Origin of the sequence: Enhygromyxa salina, from assembly GCF_000737335.2 — a bacterium.
GTDB classification, from domain to species: Bacteria; Myxococcota_A; Polyangia; order Nannocystales; family Nannocystaceae; genus Plesiocystis; species Plesiocystis salina_C.
Map to the genome: position 1 here is coordinate 51,028 of NZ_JMCC02000013.1, position 16,924 is coordinate 67,951.

Below are 16,924 nucleotides of genomic sequence, written 5' to 3' on the forward strand. Positions count from 1 at the left end.
TCAGAGCTCGGCCGCCGCAACCACGCGGGCGACGATCTCGCCCAGCCAAGCCTGGCCCACCGCAACCTGCTCGTCGTCCAGCCCCTGGACCCACTCGATGTGATCGGCCCCGTCGGGCACGAGCGACCACGGGCACGCCGGCAGCTCGACGCCGTCGAAGTTGGGCACCCGCCCGTCCCGCTCGACCAAGAATCGCTCGAGCTGCTTGCGGCGCTCGGCGATCGCCAAGTCGATGATCTGGGCCCCCGCGGCGACGGGGATCCTGGCTGGATCATCGCTGCTGACGCGCGCGAGCCGAACGCTGCGATACCACTCGCGCAGCGCGAACAGCTGCGCGATGTAGGCGATGTTCTGACGCTGCCGCGGCTGCAGACGGTCTGTCCACCCCGGCCGCAGCTGGCGCTCCACGTTGCGAGTCTGGCGGAGCACGAACGACCCATCCCCCACGTCGCGGCGGACGATCTGCCCGGCACCGACCACCGATCCATAGCCAACCTGCGTCGGCCCCACGAGCCCTGCGAGCCCGCCTAGGAAGATCCGATGCTCGCGCAGGAACACGCCGCGAACCACGTCGCCGACCAGCGAAGGCGTGGCCTTGTCGCCGCGCTCGCCCCACGGCGTGAAATTGAAGTGGATGAAGCCCGAGCCGACCTCGGAGTGATCGCTGCGCGAGGTCCCGCCGGCCATCAGGCAGTCACAAAAATTGATCACGCTGCCAAGCGTGACGAACGACAGCAACAGCGTGTGCTTGAGCCCCACGCAGTGCGCCGTCGAAGCCTCCTCCTCGAGCAAGGTCCCGGGCCGCACGTGGGCGTTCGCGCCCAGCTTGGCGCCGCGCAACAACACGGCGCCCTCGACGTACCCGCTCGCAACCGCGGCGCCCTTCGCGAGCGCGCTGTCAACGATCACCGCTGGCCCCTCGCGGCCAAGCTCGACGTCCGCGCCGACAAAACAGCGCGCCCCTTGCAGCCGCGTGCCGGGATGCAAGATCGCCCCGGGCCGCACGCGATCGAGGTCGACCTCGGGACCCACGAAGGTCTGGCGGGGATCGACGATCGTCACTCCCTGGGCGCGCAGGGACGCGAGTCGGGCCTCGAGTACGGCGACAGTGTCGGACAATGCCTCGCTCACAGCTCGCGCTATATCACGCCGGCTTGGAGCTGCCTCGCTGCCGCCGTACTCTATCGCGCCGAGCATGAGCCAGCTGACCGACACCGAGATCGAAGAGGCCGCAGCCGAAGCCGGGATCTCCCCCGCCGAGCTGCGGGCTGCTTTGGCGGAGCAGGCGGGCGGTGGGGCGATCGCCAGGCGAGGGGGCACCGGCTTGCAGGCGAGCGGCATGGTCCCCCCGTCGCCCCGCGGCGTCAGCGTCGCCAACGCCGAGACCACCCTGCCGTACCCACCCGAGCAGGCGGTCCGCAACCTCAAGCATCAGATCGAGCGAGCGATCGGCAGCACCGGCCACATGATGGGCTCGACCGAGGCCGACATCTACGACGAGGCCGCGGGCATCATCTACCGGATCCAAGCAGAGAGCGACGGCGCCAAAGGTTCGCTGGTCCGTGTCGACATCGACCCGACCCCACTGCGAAGCCGGCGACTGCTGACGAGCATGGGCCTTGGCGCGACCGTGGGTCTGTTTGCGGTCTCGGGGCTCATCATCCCCGGGCTGATCGGCTGGGCCCTGATCGCCGGCGCCGTCGGCCTGACCGCGCTGGGGGGTACTGCCATGCTCGCGCTGCGCCAGCGGGCCATTCAAGACGCGCGCGCGATCACAGCCAACGCCCTGGTCGAGGCCGAGCACGGCACCCCGGTCGCGATTGGTGACTATGTCGGCCAAGGCGACGATCGCCCCAAGGCGCTCCCGCCCGCCCGCGAGATGTAGCCCACGTAATCGGGGTCACGCAGCTTCACTCTAGCGCCCAAACACGAGCGTCAACTCACATGCCATGCGCACTCACTCGAGCCTGCGCGCAGCATTGTTGCCAGCTAGGCCCCGAGTACATTGTTTACGAAGCATCGAGCGATATCGCAGAGGCCGCTCCGTCTTGTTCAGGTTAGCGCTCTCACACCCACTACACCCCACAAACACAAACGTCGCGGCTCGGGTGTGTTCCATGTCTGCTAGCTCGCCAGCTCAACGACTCCCGCTGATCAACGCCCCGGCTACTTCGCATCAATTGCAGCGACCGACCGCGAGCTCGAATCCTCGCATGATAGTGTGTATTGCATGTCTCGATTGCCACGCTCGCAACGGGAACGTCTTCTTCGCTGTATTTTGCGCGCTGACGGCTACGACCTTTTTGATTGACCTACGATCTATCGTCGTTGCAAATGATGGTCATGGCGCTCAACCGCTCAATTCCTCCGAACCTGATTCGCAACATTTCTTTTGTTGCAATGTCGACGGCCCTGCTGTGCGCGCCCGGCTGCGCCGACGGTATCGACAGCTTCGGCGAGGACAGCCAGCTCGATGCGGGTATTGACGTCCAGCAGCGCTTCGAAGTCGAGAATGTGGCGATCACGGCGGGCCGCGTGGAGTTCGAGGCCGGGGCCAAGCACATCGCGCTGGAGCTCGAGCCCAACACCAAGCTGCTCGCGCCTGGCGCCGTCGTCATCCGCGACGGCCAGGAGCTGAGCCCCGAGCAGGCCGGGCTCAGCATGCCCTACCGCGGCCACGTCGCCGGCCAGCAGGACTCGTGGGTCCGTCTGCGCCTACGCGGCGATGAGTTCGAGGGCCTGATCTACAGCGACGCCACCCTGTGGGAGGTCCGCAAGGCCGGCAACGGCGGGATCTGGATGAGCGTGGCCGACATCGGCGACTACATCGACGCGCCAACCAACGCGCACCACACCTGCGCGACCAGCCAGGCCGAGGCGGCCCACGCCAGCTACCTCGACTTCGACCTCAGCGGCGTGGCGTTCGCCTCGGTCTGTAGCCAGGTCAGCATCGCGCTGGTCTCGGACTACACCCACGTCCAGACCCTCGGCGGCTCGCAAGCCTCGGAGAACGAGATGCTCGCCCGCATCAACGAGGCCGACGGGATCTTCCGCGATGACCTCAACTATGGTTTTGTCGTGGCCGAGGTCCGCAGCTTCTCGAGCGCGGGCGGCCCGAGCTTCAACGTCGGCTCGACCGGGTCGACCCCGCTCGACCAGTTCTCCGACTACAAGCAGAGCCAGTTCCCCGAGCTCGGCCTGGCCCACCTGTTCGTCGCCCGGACCACGTACGGGACCGTGGGCCTGGCCTGGGTGGGCGCGACCTGCTCGGCCCGCTACGGCTCGGGCGTGAGCAACTACCTGGGCACCGGGCGCTCGTCGACGATCGTCGCGACCCACGAGATCGGCCACAACTTTGGCGCCAACCACGACGGCCAAGGCACGCAGTGGGTCATGGCGCCCTCGGTCAACCCCTACGCCACGCAGTTCTCCGACGCGAGCAAGTCGTCGATTTTCAACCATGTCGCCTCGGTCGGCTGCTTCACGCCGTGCGATGAGCCCGAGCCCGAGCCCGAGCCCGAGCCCGAGCCCGACGGCTGCGCCGTCGACAACGCGTGCGGTGGCCAGAGCCCCGACGGCTGCTGGTGCGATTCGCAGTGCGCCCAGTACGGCGACTGCTGCGACAACTATCAGGCGGAGTGTATCGAGCCGGAGCCGGAGCCGGAGCCGGAGCCGGAGCCGGAGCCGGAGCCGGAGCCAGAGGGCCCCAGCTGCACGGAGGCTTGCGGCGGACAGAGCCCCGACGGCTGCTGGTGTGACAACCTGTGCGCCGAGTACGGCGACTGCTGCGGCGACATCCAGAACGTCTGCGGCTGAGCCACCCGCCGACCGGTGGCCCCCACCGGTCGGGCGCTCATGGTGAACCCCGAGTCCCGGCACGCTACAATGGCGGCCGGGATTTTCGATCGTGCGCCCCACCCTGGTGGGCCCAAGCGCGACGCGGCCCGCCGCGCCCGGAGACCGAGCGCGTCGAGCCCATCCCTCGAGTGAGTGTGCAGTGCCCCTGGACTCACGGGTCACATCCCCAAGCGAACAGACAGCCCCCTGAGGGCGAGCGAGGCCGACGGTGAGGGACAAACCACAGTCGCTTGGGCGATGTGTTTCGATCACGCGCGATCCAATTTCTCACGCGCTTGCTTCGGGCGCGCAATTTGACCACATTCAAGTCATGACTTGCCACGCCCGTCTCAGCAGTGGCGCCTGCGCGTTGTTGGTCGCGCTTGCTGCGACCCTCAGCGCCTGCGATCCCTCGCGCCAGATCTTCGATGGTGGCAACGAAGACAGCGCAGACACCAGCAACGACACTGGCAACACCCCGTCCGGCAGCTGGATTGCGATGGGCCAGGGCGAAGAGGGCTGGAACCCGGTCGAGAACGGCGACGAGCTGCTCATGGTGCTTGGCGGCCAGGGCCTGTTGATGTTCCCCATGCCGTTGCGCGGGGCCGGCTTCACGCTGGCCCCGGATCCCAGCGACTACACGGATCCCCGCACGCCAAAGTTCGACATGTACCTCGACATCGACGGCTTCGATCTCGACTTTGGCGGGCACTTCAAGCGGCTGTCGAACTACCCGGTGCCGTTCACGGTGCTCGCGGATGGCACCTACGAGTTCGTCTACATCACGCTGTTCGTGCCCGATGAGCTGTTCAACCCCTGCGACATCCACGGCCTGCCCGGTGAACTGCACGCCGAGCTCGATGTCTCCGACGGCTACACGCTCACGTGGGATCGCACGGTCACGATGGCGGTGCCGCCCGAGCTGTGCGACCCGTGAGCGCTCAGGGATCCTTCGGGCTCGCGGGCTTCTTCTTGCGCCCGCCGATCAGCTTGGGCGCGGCCAGGTCCACGCGCAGCGACCACCCGGCGCTGTAGTGCAGGCCCTTCTCGGCCGTCACCTCTTCAACGTTGGCCGACCACAAGTAGTGATAGCCAAGCAGCGCGTAGGGCCCCGTGTACAGCGGCCCGACCAGCTTGATGTGGAGGTCGAGCATCGCCCGGCCCTCGACACCCAGGGTCCCGATGTTGACGGCCTCTGGGTTTTCCTTGTCGTAGTAGAGGTCCTGCAGCACCGAGCCCAAGAACACATGGTTGAGCCCGCCGGCCACGCCAACATCGAGGCGCAGCCGCTTGCCAAACCCAAACTCGTGGTCGTAGCCCAGCAGCAAGCTCCACATCCCGCCTGGGTTGAAGAACTTGTGAAAGTCCAGCCACACGTTGATGCCCACGACCTCCGCATCGAGGATGAAGCCGTAGTCGAACCCGCCAAACCGGGTCTTGCCAAGATCCCCCGCCCCAGACGTGGTGACCATCATGTTGTCGATCGAGTCTTGGATCGACTTGTCCCGATCGAACAGACCGTTCTTGGCGCTGGTCCCGTGCGTGTAGCCAACCCGGGCCGCGAGCCCGAGACGAAACAGGCGAAAGCCCCCGAGCGGCCTGAACGACTCTTCCTCGGCCGGCTCCGCTTCAGGCTCGACACTGTCGGCTTCGCCCGCGGGCGCGGGTCCTTCGACGGGCGCGGGTGCTGGGGCAACGGCTGGGGTTGGGGTTGGCTGGCTTGGCGGAGCAGGCTCTTGGACCGCCGGCTCTTGCACGACCGGGTCAGGCTTGGCCTCGGTCGGAGGATCCGCTGGGACGTCGGCCCCCGGCTGTGTCGCGTCAGTCGGCTCGACCGCGATCTCGTCGGTCGCGGGCGGCGGCTCGTCGGGCGCGACCTGGATCGCCTCGTCCTCGACCGGTTGCTCCGGCGCGCTGGGGTCCTGCTCGGGGACCGTGGGGTCCTCGTCGGGGACCGTGGGGTCCTCGTCGGGAACTGTGGGGTCCTCGTCGGCGACCGGCGGCTCCGCTTCGCCCGAACCCACATCTTCGCTCGGCGGCGTCGGGTCCGTGGCCGGCGGCTCCGCGTCCTGGCTTGGCGGCAGATCGCCGATGTCCGGTGGGAGCGCCGGAGGTCCAAGCACCGACAGGCTCCAGAGCGCGACCGCAGCGACCAGCATCCCCTCAGCCATGCCACGCCACCGCGCGCAGCGCAAAAGCCAGCAGAAGCTGCGCCGGGCGCTTGCGCTCGATCGCCGCTCTCACGCCGCTGAGCCGCGTTTGGGTCGCCCAGGACGGCGCGATCGCCAACCTAGATGCAGACGGGCGGCCGGGGCCGGCTGGGGGTCGAAACCAGCTACTGTCGGGCTGTGAGCGAGCGCGAGTTCAAGCCCCTCCGCGTCGCGGTGATGACCGTGTCCGACACCCGCACGACCCACGACGATCGCAGCGGCGCCCTGCTCATCGAGCGCCTCGAAGCCGCGGGTCACTCGCTGGCCGCGCGGGCGATCGTCCGCGACGAGGTCGAGCTCATTCGCGCCCAGCTGTCCACGTGGATCGAAGATCCCGGCGTCCAGGTCGTGCTCGCCACCGGGGGCACGGGCCTGACCGCGCGCGATGTCACCCCCGAGGCCCTCGCCCCGCTCGTGACCAAGCCGATCCCCGGCTTCGGCGAGCTGTTTCGCTGGCTGTCCTACGCCGAGATCGGGACCTCGACGATCCAGAGCCGCGCCGACGCGGCGCTGTGCGAGCAGACCTTGGTGTTTGTGCTGCCCGGCTCGCCGGGTGCGTGTCGGACCGCCTGGGATCAGATCCTCGCGCAGCAGCTCGACACCCGCCACCGCCCCTGCAACTTCCCCGAGCTGTTGTTCTGACGCGCAGCGTCGCGCCCGGCGACGTGGTTGCTCAGGGCGAGATCCGCTGGCCAGAGTTCAGATCATAGACGTGCCCAGGCAGCCCGATCCGAAACCCCAGCCGCTCCACCAACGCGCGGTGCACCTCGATGTCATCTTCGTGATGCATCAGCACCATCTTGTGCCGCACTGACTCCGGTAGCTTCTCGAGCAGCGTGAACGCCCCGTGGACCTGCCCGGGGTAGTCCGTGAAGGTCGAGTCGTGAAAGTACACGCTGGTCCGCGGCTCGATCGACACCAGGAAGTCCGCGTCGACGGTGCAGTCCCCACTCCACCAGGCGATCCGATCCCCACGCCCCACTTCGATCTCGAGTGAACACGACGGCTTGCCAGGCACGTGCTCGCTCTCGCGTGCGACGATCTGATGCCCGTTGCAGTCAAACCGCTCGCTGTGCCGCCACGGGTTGGCGCCCGGCTCCTCCCACCCGCTCGGCTCGACGATCTCGAAGTAAGAGTCGAGCGTGCCTGCGCGGGGGTTGTTGCCAACCTTGAGGTAGCGAAGGGAAGCCGCGAGCGACTCCCACACCTCGTCTCTCACCGCACGGTGCGCCAAAAATTTTGGGCGCTGACCGCCGCTCATGATCGCCGGCGTGTCACCGCACGCTTGGTAGTAGCGCTGGAACGCGAAGTCCTCGAGCCCGAAGATGTGATCACCGTGGACGTGGGTGACGATCTGTCCGTCGATCTGATGCCAGTCGAGTCCCGCGTGCCACAGCTGATCCGGCGCTTGGCGACCGCAGTCGATCAACCACCGCTCGCCGTTCGGGAACCGCACCATTGAGCAGGTGGTCCCGTAGCGGCGCGAGAAGGCCCCCCCGGATCCGAGGAAGCGCAGCGTCATGGGTGAGCCGTCGACCACGGCCGTGGCAGTGTACAGCGTCCGGCCCCGATCCAAAGCAGAAGCGGATTTCTGCGAACCAATCCCGTCCGGCTAGCTCGATTCATGCCAACTCTAGACGGTGGCCAATAGGCCAATCGAGCCCGACGAGCGCCCGCGCCTCGCTCGCTCAGCCCTCGGTCAGCTGATCACGCCGACGGCGCAATGCAGCTACAAGCGCCCAGCCGTTCAGCGTCACGACCCCAAGGACCGCCCCAAACATCACCGCCGAAGGCCAGACGTCCTTCGGGTGCTGATCCACCATGAGCAGGTACCCATCGGGGTTCGCGGATAGCGGTCGCTCGATCCGCACTGCCACGATCGAGGCCGTTGGGACCGTCAGCCGGCCATCACTGAGCGCCACGGGCTCGAGCCGCGCGCCGCTGGCATCGAGCTGCCAGCCGGTCTCGGCCGTGTTGTCACCATAAGTGAACGACAGCTCAGCACCGGATGCCGCGAGGTCTTTGAACTCGAGCAGGTAGGTGGCCCGCCGCGGGAGCACCAAGCCCCCCACCATTGGATCGGCGCTGGCGAGGTCCTCGCCGTTGTTCAGCGCGCGGGTGAGCTCCTGGTACAGCTCGACGTTCGGCTCGACGGCGCCTGACCCAAGCTCGACCGCGTACACCCACACGGTGTCACGCTTCTCGACGAACGCCCAAGGCTTGCCGAGCACACCGATGATCTGGTCCGCCGACTCGCGCGTGGGCCAGGTCGTGCGCCCCAGCTGAACCATCGCGGCCGACTGGGCGACCACGACGCGGAGCTTGTCGTTGGCGCCCAACTCGACCTCACCACCAGCCGCGAGCGCGACCTTGTTGCTGCCCGCAGCCACCGCCGCGGCCGTGGCTGCCGGGTCGAGGTCAACGATGTCGATCAGCTCTTCCGCGTTGAAGAAGGTCTGCAGCTTCTCCCACTGCGGGACCTCGTCGATCCGGCGCATGCGGCCCTCGAAGCGGCCGGGAAACTCGTTGTCGGCGTTCTGCGTGGCCCGAGGGATCGCCACGAACAGGCTCGCGTCGGCCTCGATCAGCCGCATGAAGCCGATCCAACCTTCACTGCTCTGCATGCGCGCGGCGTGCTGCACATCGGGATCACCTTCGAGGACCACCCACGCGTTGTCGAGGCGCTCGGTGAACTGCCCGTCTTTGTAGATGTCGCCGACGTGGCCAAGATCTCGCGGCTCGGACTGCAGGCTGCGCAGGAAGTAACGAAAATCGCTCCAGGTCGCGGCGAGCAAGAACATGCCAACGACGACGACCACGGCCGAGACGATCGGCGAGCGGCCCCATCCAACCTTGCTCCGCATCCCCGCCTCTTCGACGGTGTAGGGGCGCTCACCCAGGTTTGGATCGAGCTCCCCGTCAAGCTGCGCCCCCACCTGATCACGCGCCTGCGCGACGACCCGATCAAACCCATCACCATCGAGCGCCTCGAGGTCGTCGTCGTCGTCGTCCTCGTCGTCCTGAGTGTGGGGTCGATTCTCGGGACCGGCCCCGTCCGCGTCGGTGGCGGTCGGGGCGATGTCGTCCTCGCGGTCCGGATCCTGTTCGTCGCTCACGGGCACCTCGCTATACCACGGGTCGGACTGACTGGCTGCGCGCACCGGGCCATCGACGCCAGACCCCTAAAAAGGTTCCAGGAGCGCGAGGAGCCCCAACGGCCCGAGGAGCGAGCAACCAGACGCGAGGGGTCCTTTACTCCTACTCCCGGAACACCCAGATGTCCCGGCGTCGCTCGACCTTGTCCTGGTCCCGGACCAGGACGGTGACTCGGTTGCTCCCCGGGCTCAGCTCGACCTGCGTGCTGAACTCGAGGGACTTGGCCGCTTCGCCCTCGAGCGCCCGGTTGGCCAGGTAGAACACCTTGCGCTCGGGCTGGGCTGGACCCGAGGGGCGAACCGTCACGACCACATCGCGGACCCGCAAGTGGTGGTGGGCGACCCCCGAGATCTCGACGGTGTCACCGGTGACGACACCGGCGATCTCCCCAAGCGACACGACCGGGGGATCGACCATGCGGTGCTCGCGAGGCACGCGGGTCAGCGCGCCCTTGCCACCGACCTCGACCATGTCCTGGGGGATCCACAGCCGCCGACCTTCGCCGCGCTCGCCACGGATCGCCAGCCACTCGCCCGCGACATCGGTGACCTCGAACACCGCGCCCGGGGGCAGCTCGGCCACGACCGGGGTCGAGCCATCCGCACCATTATAGACGCGCAGCAGCCCCTCGCCCTGGAAGCTTCGCCGACGCTCGCCCTCGATCTCCACGACGCCGTCGCGACCGGGGATCACCCGGAAGCGCAGCTTGTCGTCGACGCTCTCGTGCAGCACGCCATCGCCCACGATCAGCTCGAGCTCCAGCGGCAGCGCGGGATCGGCCTTGGGCGAGATCGAGACCCCAAACGCGCCCAGCACCGACTCGCCGTCCGCGAGCGCGCCGCCGACGTACAAGCCCTCCTCGAGCAGCCCTTGGCGACCGGACAGGTTGCGCAGCAGGACCCGGGCGTCGGGCGCAGCGCCGCCTGAATTGTGGGCCAAGAACCCAAGCAGCACGCGCTCGCCCGGCTGCAGCAGGCCGTCGCCGTTGCCTTGGACCGTGAACGGCTGCTCATCCGGGAACGGCTGCTGGTCCGGGCGCTTGGGCCCCTGCGCGACCAGCCGCGGATCGTCGATCACCCAATAGTCGTACGAGAAGCTCGGTCGCGGCGCCCCGGTCACCGCGAACTGCAGCGTCGCCTCGCCGTCGGGTTTGGGACCGGGCTCGCCGACGTGGGCTTCGACCGTGAGCGTGTCGACGAAGCTCTCGTGCCAGGCCATGACCTGCAGATCGATGTTGCGGCTGTGGGTCGCGCCCGGCTCGAGCCGGCCGATCAACAGCTCGATCCCATCGAGCTCGTCGCGCGCGCAGTCGGTGATCAGGTGCACCCGCTCGAGCGCGCGGTCACCTGGGTTCTCGACCTCGATGTGCAGGCGAAATGGCTCGCCAGCCGTGCGCGGGCCCTCGCCGTCGATCGAGACCGCGACCTTCAGCTGGGCGTCGACGTCGGTGGGATCGTCGATCCCCGACCAGTCGATCTTCCACGGCGCGATCGCGTCGCGGATCCGCTGGTCCTCGCTCTGCGCCAAGCTCTGGACGATGCCCGGCAGCGCCTCGAGCTGGGCGCGGCGCCCAACCTTGCCGCGCAGCGCCAGCGCGACCTCGCGGGCCAGACGGATCTCGGGATCTTGCAGCTCGCGCGGCCCGGCGTCGCCCGTTGGCGGCGCGCTGGGTGTGCCCGCGCTGCCAAAGTAACGCAGCGACAGCTCGCTGCGCGACATCGCCAGCTCTGCGTCGACGTGCGCGTCGTGGATCGCCGAGGGCAGGTGGGCCGTGCGCGCTCGCTCGCGCTGACGCTCGAAGCGCTCGACGTCGTACATGCGCGCGATGCCCTCGAAGCCGCTGAGGTCGACGGGCAGCAAGCGCAGATCCGGGATCACCCCCACGCTCTGGATCTTGCGGTCGCCGGCGACCCGGTACTCCGCGATCGTCAGCTTGAGCGCGACCTCCCGGCCGTAGGGGGTGGCCTTGCGCAGCTCCTGCACGGTGCCCTTGCCAAAGCTCGCGCGACCCAAGACCACCCCGCGATCGAGGTGCTTGAGCGAGCCACCCACGATCTCCGAGGCCGAGGCCGCGTTCTCGTCGACCAGCGCGACGATCGGCGCCTCGATCGGGATCACCAGCCCCTCGGTTGCGTCCTGGTGCTCGCGCCCGAGGGCCGAGCGCACGATCACGAGCTCTCCGCCCGTCACGAATTGATCGAGGATCCCGACCGCCTGGGCCAGCAACCCGCCCGAGTTGCCGCGTAGATCCACGACCAACCCCGCGAGCTCGCCCTCGGCCAAGAACCCCTCGAGCGCTTCCTTTAGCTTCTGGGCCGTGTCCTCTTGGAAGGTCGTGACCTGCACGTAGCCGACCCCATCGGGCAACATCACGGCGCTGATCGTGGGGATCGCGATCAGCCCGCGCGTGATCACGATGCGCTTGATCGCGTCGCCGCGCCGAACCTTGAGGATCACCTCGCTCTCGATCGGCCCGCGCAGCAGCGAGCGCGCGTCATCGGTGCGCAGATTGACCGTCGACTGATCATCGACCTCGAGGATCACGTCGTTGTCGAGCAGCCCGGCGGCCTCGGCTGGCGAGCCCGGCAGCACCCGCACGACCAGGATCCGGCGATCGCTGGCCGCGATCTCGGCTCCGATCCCCCCGAAGCTCCCGCGCGTCTTGACGCCGAGCTCCGCGCTCTCTTCCGGGGTCAGCAGGATCGTGTGGGGATCGAGCGATGCCAGCAAGCCGTTGATCGCGTCGTACTCGAGCTCGTGCAGCGGCTCGTCCTCGAGCGAGAGCACCTCGGCCGCGAACTCGAGCACCTTCTCCATCACGTCGGCGGCGGCGTCGAGGTCATCGACGCCGGCGAGCGAGAAGCGCTGCGATCGCGAGCGGACCGTGACCTCGAGCTCGTCGCCCTCTCGCTTGCCAAAGAACTCGGGCGTGTTGAGCCCGATGTAGTCCATCGCCGCCGCGAGCTGGGCCTTGGGATCGAAGCGCTCCTTGTCGAAGTAGTCGACCCGAACGATGTGGGCCGACCAGATCAGCAGCGGGAAGCTGCGCTCGTCGAGCCGCAGCTGGGCGAACACTTCGTCGCCCGGCTTTGGAGCCGGCTCCGGGTCCGGCTTGGGGTCGGTCGCGGATGGGGCCCCCTCGTCACCCGAGGCGGCCTTGCTCTTGCAGCCCCCCAACGCCGTCAGCGCGAGCAGGCAGATGAGAAGGTTCGCGCCAGACCAACGTCGCAGCGTGCGCATTCGGGCGCATGATAGCCCAGGAGCCCGTGGTGCAATGCCTCACGCCGCTCAAACCCCCGCCCTCTGGGGCGGCCTCATGCCCCTGGATGCCACGCGTGTACTCTGGACGCGAAAGATAGGTTTTGGAGCAATAATGCGGTGTATCGTGTCAAGACGATGATCGGAGCGCCCCTAAGATCATGAGATCATCGAGTTTGGGATCTGGCACGGGAACCGCATATGGGGGCCGCAGTGCGTACCTCCTTCTTGGCCGCCGCGATCGTGTTCTCTGGGGTCTTCACCGCCGCCTGCGCGGATGCCCCGATCACCGCGGGAGACCTCCAGGCCGACGGGCAGCTCCGGGCGCAGCCCGCCGACTCGCAGCAGAGCGTGCACGCGGCCAGTGAGACCAACCGGCCCAAGGCGCAGGTCGCCGAGCGGCTTCAGGTCACCGGGCTCGTGGCCGCGCAGGCCGAGGGCGCGCTCGAAGACGCGACCCGCTTCGCGCTCGACAGCGAATCCATCTATCTCCACTTGCGCGCTGATGGGCTCACGCAGCCTCGCCCGGTCACCTTCGTGTGGCTACACGGCGACCAGCGCCGCGAGACCATGGGCTTCTTGCAGCCCTCCGAGACCCTGTCGCTCGCGGCCAGCTTGCCCCTCGCCCGCTTCGTCGTGGAGGGCATGACCCCACCCGACCCGCAGGTCGAGCAAGAGCCTGACCCGCTCGCGCTCACCGGGGTCTGGAAGGTCGAAGTCTATGGCGCCGACCCCAGCGGTCCCAATCTCGTGTTCGAGCGCGAATTCGAGATCCTCACGGTCGAGGCCGCCGAAGCCCTCGCCCACTCCTGATTTCCTTCGTCGTGTTCTGATCCGTCCTGAGTCGAGTCGAGTCGAGTTGATTGCGCCCGTGGCCATCTGGCCACGGGCGTAAGCTTTTTCTCACACGGAGCTCGCTAGCCGTGGATCCAGGCCCGTAACGCCGGGTGGTCTAGATCCGAATGGACCGGCGCCGTAGCATCCATGTGATGGCGAACAACAACGACAGCGGGTTACGCCCCCAAGAGGTCGAGGTCTTCGCCCGCGGCCTCTGGTACCTCGCCACGATCGACGGCGAAGCCGAGGCCCGCGAGCAAGCGCTGATCCGGGAGTTTCTCGACGAAGCCAACAGCGACCTAAAATGGGAAGAGGTCACCCGCGGTGACTTCGCCCCGATCGAGGCCGCGACCGTGCTCGAGACCACCTTCTTGCGTCGCATCTTCATGAAGGTCGCGGTCGCCCTCGTTCACGCCGACGGCGTCTATACCGACAACGAGCGCACCGCGATCGGCGAGTTCGCGGACGTGTTCGGCATGAGCAACGCCGACTTCGGCGTAATCGAGCAAGAGGGCAAGAGGGTCGGGCTCGCGACGGAATGACGCTTCGAGCTCCCAGTTGGGGGGCGCACCAAGCCCCTCATCCACACACGGATCAATCGGCAGTGCAGGCACGACAGGCAGGACAGGAGAGTCAATGGGACGGATAATGGACTTCATCCGCAACGAGCTCATCGAGATCATCGAGTGGCTCGACGACACCAACTACACCCTCGTATGGCGGTTTCCAGACGAGGATCACGAGATCAAGAACGGCGCCAAGCTCGTGTGCCGTCAAGGGCAGGCGGCAGTGCTGGTCAACGAGGGCGTCATGGCCGACGTCTTTGGGCCTGGCACCCACACCCTCTCGACCCAGAACACCCCGATCCTGTCGACGCTCAAGGGCTGGAAGTACGGGTTCGACAGCCCCTTCAAGGTCGAGATCTACTTCATCAACCTCAAGCAATACATGGATCAGAAGTGGGGCACGCCAAACCCCATCATCATTCGTGATCCAGAGTTCGCCGTTGGCAACCGGCCTGGGCGCGTGCCGATCCGTGCGTTCGGAAGCTACAACTTCCGCATCGCCGACCCGGGCACCTTCTTCAAGGAGATCGTCGGGACCAACAGCATGGTCACGACCGACGAGATCGAGCGCTTCATCAAGAGCCGGGTGCTGCAGGCGTTTGGCAAGGCCGCCAACCAAGCCAAGGTCAGCGTCGGCGACATCGCCGGCCACGTCGACATCCTCGCCAGCGAGGTCAAGAACGGGATCCAGGCGGATGTGACAAGCATCGGCATCGCGCTGACCAGCTTCATCATCGAGAGCATCACGCTCCCGCCGGCGATCCAAAAAGCGCTCGAAGAGGCCGCCGCTCAGGCAGCTCGCGGTGTCGACAACACGATGGCGTGGGAAGGCATGCAAGCCATGCGCGACGTCGCTGCCAACGCGCACAAGGGCTCCGGCAGCGGGGTCATGAACGCCGGCATGGGCATGGGCATGGGCTTTGGCATGGGCAACATGATGGGCAACATGATGAGCCCGCAGAACATGGGGTACCCGCCCCAGCAGGGCTACCCGCAGCAGGGCTACCCGCCACAGCAGGGCTACCCGCCACAGCAGGGCTACCCACCGCAGCAGGGCTACCCGCCGCAACAAGGCGGCTACCCGCCCCAGCAGGGTCAGTACCAGGGCCAGCCGCAACAGGGCCAGCCGCAACAAGGTCAGCCGCAACAAGCCGGCTGGAACCCTGCGCCCGCGCAGCAAGCCGCACCCGCGGCGCCGGCAGCCGACGATCTGCAGACCAAGCTGCTCAAGCTCAAGGCCGCCTTCGAAGCGGGGCTGCTGACTGACGACGAGTACTCGGCCAAGAAGGCCACGCTGCTCGATAGCTTCTAGGTCTAGGGGGCTTTCAAAAGCCCCCTCGCTTCGGCGGCGGAGCCCTCTTCGCTCAAACGCTCGCCTGTCGGCTCGCACTAGCGCCACACACACCGTGCTGTTCGCAAGCGGCGTCCCAAGCTTGGGACGCCGTTCTCACTTCTGCTGTTGGAAACCTCCGGGTCGATCGCTGTCACGGCCCCCCCGAGGGCGACCCATGCACACGCAGCGACCCAGCCCTCCCCTCTTGGCGAGCACCTCGTTCTCACTCGCCGTCGAACAACAGCCGTATCTGCGTCGGCTCGGTGACCACCGGCGAGGCCAGGCTGGGTGCACCGGCGTCTGTGCGCGGCAACCCGCGCCAGCGCCGGACACAGGCGCTCACGGATCGCTACAGACACCGTCATCGCAGACAAAGCTGACCCCGTTGCCATACGACTCATAGCTCTCGTTCGCCATACCGTACGACATGAGCACATCGTCGGGTATGTTTTGTTCGGCGACGTCAAACCCGAAATCCGAATTGGTCACGGTCACGCCCGAAGCTCCATTGTAGAAGCTTCCGATCCACATGGCGCCACCGCCGACCCACATCCTGTCCCCGGCGGTGTTGCGGATCAAGACGGAGTCGTTGATCGTGCACTGCTCCGCGGTCTTGCAGCCGAAGTTGAGGAAGATCGCACCACCAGCACCTTCGGCGACGTTGTCGATGAGCCTCGTGTTGTTCATGTGAAAGCGGCCCCTCATCATGATCGCGCCGCCGTGATGGTGTGCGGTGTTATTGGTGAACGTGCAATCGTTAATCGTGACGACCGGGGCAGTGGCGTACGTAGCTCCAGACACACACAGCGCTCCGCCGACCCCAGCCTCGTTGGCGTCAAATTCCAGGTTCTCGAGCAGCGCGACCCGCTCTGTATTGAATTTGTCCCTCACGTGGAGCGCCCCGCCGCACTTCTCCTCGAAGCCACCAGGTACATCTGAGCCCGTGCCGCCCGTGAAGGTCATGTCGCGGACCGTCACGTCGTTGGCGTCGAGCACCAAGGCCGCGCCCGTGTTGGGCTCCCAGATCGTCTGGCCTGGGCCGGCGCCCTGGATCTCGATGTCACCGTCGACGATGACGTTCTCGTCGTAGGTGCCCGGACAGATCTGAACGAGCGCGCCATCAGGCGCGGCGAACACCGCGGTGGCGATCGTCGGATAGCGGGCAGACTGACCACCCATGAGCGTGAGGATGACGGGATCGAGGTTGGGAGCACAATCAAAGCCGGGGCCGGGATCCCCGTCCCCATCTCCGGTGTCGCCCGAGTCGCCGTCGCCGTCGCCGTCGCCGTCGCCGTCGCCCGAGTCTTCGTCGCCGTCGCCTGAGTCTTCGTCGCCGTCGTCTCCGTCGTCTCCGTCGCCCGAGTCCCCGTCGCCATCCCCATCCCCATCCCCATCTCCGTCACCCGGGTCCCCGTCCCCCTCTCCAGTTGTCTCGGTGGTCGTGTCCGCGACGCCGTCGTCGTCTCCACAGGACAGCGGACCAAGCACCAGGGCCACAACCGGAACACACAACAACGCGGGACGATACTTCACCAACCACGTGTAGCATCGGCTCCGCCCAACCTCATGAAAAGCCCGCACAACCTGGCGTCGCCCCGTCGGGCGCTGGCCTGGTCTCGAGCAGGCCAGCCATCACGAGCATCGCGCACAGAGCGCCGTCATGTGAAGGGGTTGGCGGGTTGATCGACGCCGCCGACCAAGACGGCGCCCACCGTCTGCCCACGAGG

General features: G+C 67.2%; 13 protein-coding genes. 7 read left to right on the plus strand and 6 right to left on the minus strand.

Annotated features, from left to right (window positions below; translation table 11 throughout):
• The gene (locus DB30_RS06765) at positions 1-1,131 is read right to left on the minus strand and encodes a UDP-N-acetylglucosamine pyrophosphorylase (RefSeq protein ID WP_052547160.1); all 1,131 of its coding nucleotides are present in this window, start codon (positions 1,129-1,131) and stop codon (positions 1-3) included.
• Between the two features lie 64 nt (positions 1,132-1,195).
• On the opposite strand from DB30_RS06765, the gene DB30_RS06770 reads away from it, so the two are divergent.
• The 3 genes from DB30_RS06770 (at position 1,196) to DB30_RS06780 (ending at position 4,774) form a co-directional block, all read left to right on the plus strand.
• Positions 1,196-1,885 (plus strand): hypothetical protein, encoded by a 690-nt coding sequence (locus tag DB30_RS06770; RefSeq protein WP_052547161.1) that lies wholly within the window; start codon positions 1,196-1,198, stop codon positions 1,883-1,885.
• A 515-nt stretch (positions 1,886-2,400) separates the two neighbouring features.
• Positions 2,401-3,816 (plus strand): M12 family metallo-peptidase, encoded by a 1,416-nt coding sequence (locus DB30_RS06775; protein WP_052547162.1) that lies wholly within the window; start codon positions 2,401-2,403, stop codon positions 3,814-3,816.
• Between the two features lie 352 nt (positions 3,817-4,168).
• Positions 4,169-4,774: a hypothetical protein gene (locus DB30_RS06780; RefSeq protein ID WP_052547163.1), complete on the plus strand. Its 606-nt coding sequence runs from the start codon at positions 4,169-4,171 to the stop codon at positions 4,772-4,774.
• Positions 4,775-4,778: 4 nt separating this feature from the next.
• On the opposite strand, the gene DB30_RS06785 is transcribed toward DB30_RS06780, so the two are convergent.
• Positions 4,779-6,008: a hypothetical protein gene (locus tag DB30_RS06785; protein WP_052547164.1), complete on the minus strand. Its 1,230-nt coding sequence runs from the start codon at positions 6,006-6,008 to the stop codon at positions 4,779-4,781.
• Between the two features lie 177 nt (positions 6,009-6,185).
• Here DB30_RS06785 and moaB point away from each other — a divergent pair, with 177 nt between their 5' ends.
• The gene (moaB, locus tag DB30_RS06790; RefSeq protein WP_276204338.1) at positions 6,186-6,689 is read left to right on the plus strand and encodes a molybdenum cofactor biosynthesis protein B; all 504 of its coding nucleotides are present in this window, start codon (positions 6,186-6,188) and stop codon (positions 6,687-6,689) included.
• Positions 6,690-6,720: 31 nt separating this feature from the next.
• On the opposite strand, the gene DB30_RS06795 is transcribed toward moaB, so the two are convergent.
• From DB30_RS06795 to DB30_RS06805, 3 genes are all read right to left on the minus strand, one after another.
• Positions 6,721-7,587: an MBL fold metallo-hydrolase gene (locus DB30_RS06795; protein ID WP_146658183.1), complete on the minus strand. Its 867-nt coding sequence runs from the start codon at positions 7,585-7,587 to the stop codon at positions 6,721-6,723.
• Between the two features lie 148 nt (positions 7,588-7,735).
• On the minus strand, positions 7,736-9,163 hold the full coding sequence (locus tag DB30_RS06800; protein ID WP_146658184.1) for a hypothetical protein: 1,428 nt from the start codon (positions 9,161-9,163) through the stop codon (positions 7,736-7,738).
• 142 nt (positions 9,164-9,305) lie between these two features.
• On the minus strand, positions 9,306-12,443 hold the full coding sequence (locus DB30_RS06805; RefSeq protein WP_052547167.1) for an MXAN_5808 family serine peptidase: 3,138 nt from the start codon (positions 12,441-12,443) through the stop codon (positions 9,306-9,308).
• A 231-nt stretch (positions 12,444-12,674) separates the two neighbouring features.
• Between DB30_RS06805 and DB30_RS06810 the strand changes: the two genes are divergently transcribed.
• From DB30_RS06810 to DB30_RS06820, 3 genes are all read left to right on the plus strand, one after another.
• On the plus strand, positions 12,675-13,274 hold the full coding sequence (locus tag DB30_RS06810; protein ID WP_146658185.1) for a hypothetical protein: 600 nt from the start codon (positions 12,675-12,677) through the stop codon (positions 13,272-13,274).
• A gap of 176 nt (positions 13,275-13,450) precedes the next feature.
• Positions 13,451-13,840: a TerB family tellurite resistance protein gene (locus DB30_RS06815; RefSeq protein WP_052547169.1), complete on the plus strand. Its 390-nt coding sequence runs from the start codon at positions 13,451-13,453 to the stop codon at positions 13,838-13,840.
• Between the two features lie 94 nt (positions 13,841-13,934).
• Positions 13,935-15,176, plus strand: a complete 1,242-nt coding sequence (locus DB30_RS06820; protein WP_146658186.1) for an SPFH domain-containing protein — start codon at positions 13,935-13,937, stop codon at positions 15,174-15,176.
• Between the two features lie 360 nt (positions 15,177-15,536).
• On the opposite strand, the gene DB30_RS06825 is transcribed toward DB30_RS06820, so the two are convergent.
• A complete protein-coding gene (locus DB30_RS06825; protein WP_205632925.1) occupies positions 15,537-16,730 on the minus strand; it encodes a right-handed parallel beta-helix repeat-containing protein in 1,194 nt (397 codons plus the stop codon).
• Between the last annotated feature and the right edge of the window lie 194 nt (positions 16,731-16,924).

Coding starts and splice junctions, on each gene's coding strand:
- DB30_RS06770 (WP_052547161.1), top strand. CDS start 1,196: ATGAGCCAGCTGACCGACACCGAGATCGAAGAGGCCGCAGCCGAAGCC.
- DB30_RS06775 (WP_052547162.1), top strand. CDS start 2,401: ATGTCGACGGCCCTGCTGTGCGCGCCCGGCTGCGCCGACGGTATCGAC.
- DB30_RS06780 (WP_052547163.1), top strand. CDS start 4,169: ATGACTTGCCACGCCCGTCTCAGCAGTGGCGCCTGCGCGTTGTTGGTC.
- DB30_RS06785 (WP_052547164.1), bottom strand. CDS start 6,008: ATGGCTGAGGGGATGCTGGTCGCTGCGGTCGCGCTCTGGAGCCTGTCG.
- DB30_RS06805 (WP_052547167.1), bottom strand. CDS start 12,443: ATGCGCACGCTGCGACGTTGGTCTGGCGCGAACCTTCTCATCTGCCTG.
- DB30_RS06815 (WP_052547169.1), top strand. CDS start 13,451: ATGGCGAACAACAACGACAGCGGGTTACGCCCCCAAGAGGTCGAGGTC.
- DB30_RS06820 (WP_146658186.1), top strand. CDS start 13,935: ATGGGACGGATAATGGACTTCATCCGCAACGAGCTCATCGAGATCATC.